This window comes from Rhodopseudomonas sp. AAP120 (genome assembly GCF_001295845.1).
Taxonomy (GTDB): Bacteria; Pseudomonadota; Alphaproteobacteria; order Rhizobiales; family Xanthobacteraceae; genus Rhodopseudomonas.
The window spans coordinates 1-1,366 of the sequence record NZ_LJIC01000111.1; the positions used below are offsets into that span (position 1 = coordinate 1).

The following is a 1,366-nucleotide window of genomic DNA, read 5'->3' on the forward strand; positions in this document are numbered from 1 at the left end:
CGCCGCTGCCGCAGAGCGCCGCCGAGCCAGATCCGGAGCCGCCGGTGCGTCCGCGCGCGCAAGCGCCTGTGCCGCCCCCGCCGAACGAGCGTCCGGCCCGCAACCTGCGCGTCGAGCCGCCGCCGATTCCGCCCGAGCCGCCGCTGCCCGGCCGCGAGCGTCCGATCCCGCCGCGTCGCCCTGATCAGGGCCCGGCCGCTGCCGGCGCCGACAATCAGGGGCTGCGCGGCTTCCGCGACGTCACCGCCGATCTCGACGGGCTCGGCAACGCCGCCGCGCAGGCCAACCGCGCCGCGCGAAAAACCTACGCCAACGTCGCGCCGTCGCCGGAATTCGACCGGCTCGAGCCGTCGATGGAAAACCGCACCGATCCGGACGCGCCGTATTCCTACGACGAATCGGTCGACGAGGCGCAGCGTTATGCGCCGCCGCCGGCCGCGATGCGGCCGCGCGTCGAAGCCGAGCGCCAGCCCGGCCGCAAGCCGACCCGGGCGCCGTCGCGTTTCCCGCTGAAGAGCGCGCTGATCATCGGCGTGGTGCTGATGCTGGCCGGCGCCGGCACGTTGTGGGGGCCGGCGCTGTGGTCGTCGCTGCGCGGCATGATGAAGTCGCAGCCCGCGACCGAAACCGCGACGCCGTCCGCGCCGGCTTCGACCGAGCGGCCGAAGATCACCGACCGCGTCGGCCAGCCGTCGAGTTCGGAGACCGTGGCGCCGGTGGCGCAGCGCGTCGTGCTGTATGACGAGGATCCGTCGGATCCGAAGGGCAAGCAGTATGTCGGCACGGTGGTGTGGCGCACCGAGCAGATCAAGGGCGCCAGCAACAAAGGCGGCGCCGATCTGGCGGTCCGGGCCGACATCGAAGTGCCCGAGCGCAAGTTCAAGATGACGATGTCGTTCCGCCGCAACACCGACACGTCGCTGCCGGCGAGCCATACGGCGGAGCTGACCTTCATCCTGCCGCAGGATTTCAACGGCGGCGGCGTCGCCAACGTCCCCGGCATCCTGATGAAGTCCAACGAGCAGGCGCGCGGCACGCCGCTGGCCGGGCTCGCCGTCAAGGTCACCGACGGCTTCTTCCTGGTCGGCCTCAGCAATGTCGAGGCGGACCGCTCGCGCAACCTGCAGCTCCTGAAGGAGCGCTCCTGGTTCGATCTGCCGATCGTCTACAACAACCAGCGCCGCGCCATCATCGCCATCGAAAAAGGCCCCCCCGGCGAGCGCGCCTTCAACGAAGCCTTCACCGCCTGGGGCGAGTAGCGCCGTTCGCGAGCGGCGGCCCCCAGCCGCCCCGTCTCAGTCGTCGCGTCTCTAGAGCGGTTCAGTTTGTAACAGAATCAGAGCTGGCTTTTGGGACGTCTGCTACA

General features: G+C 70.7%; 1 protein-coding gene. It reads left to right on the top strand.

Features of this window, described 5'->3' with window-relative positions; genetic code table 11:
• Nucleotides 1-1,259, top strand: a 1,259-nt coding sequence (locus IP86_RS17825) for a hypothetical protein (protein WP_054163775.1), incomplete at its 5' end; no start/stop codon positions are given.
• Nucleotides 1,260-1,366 lie beyond the last annotated feature (107 nt).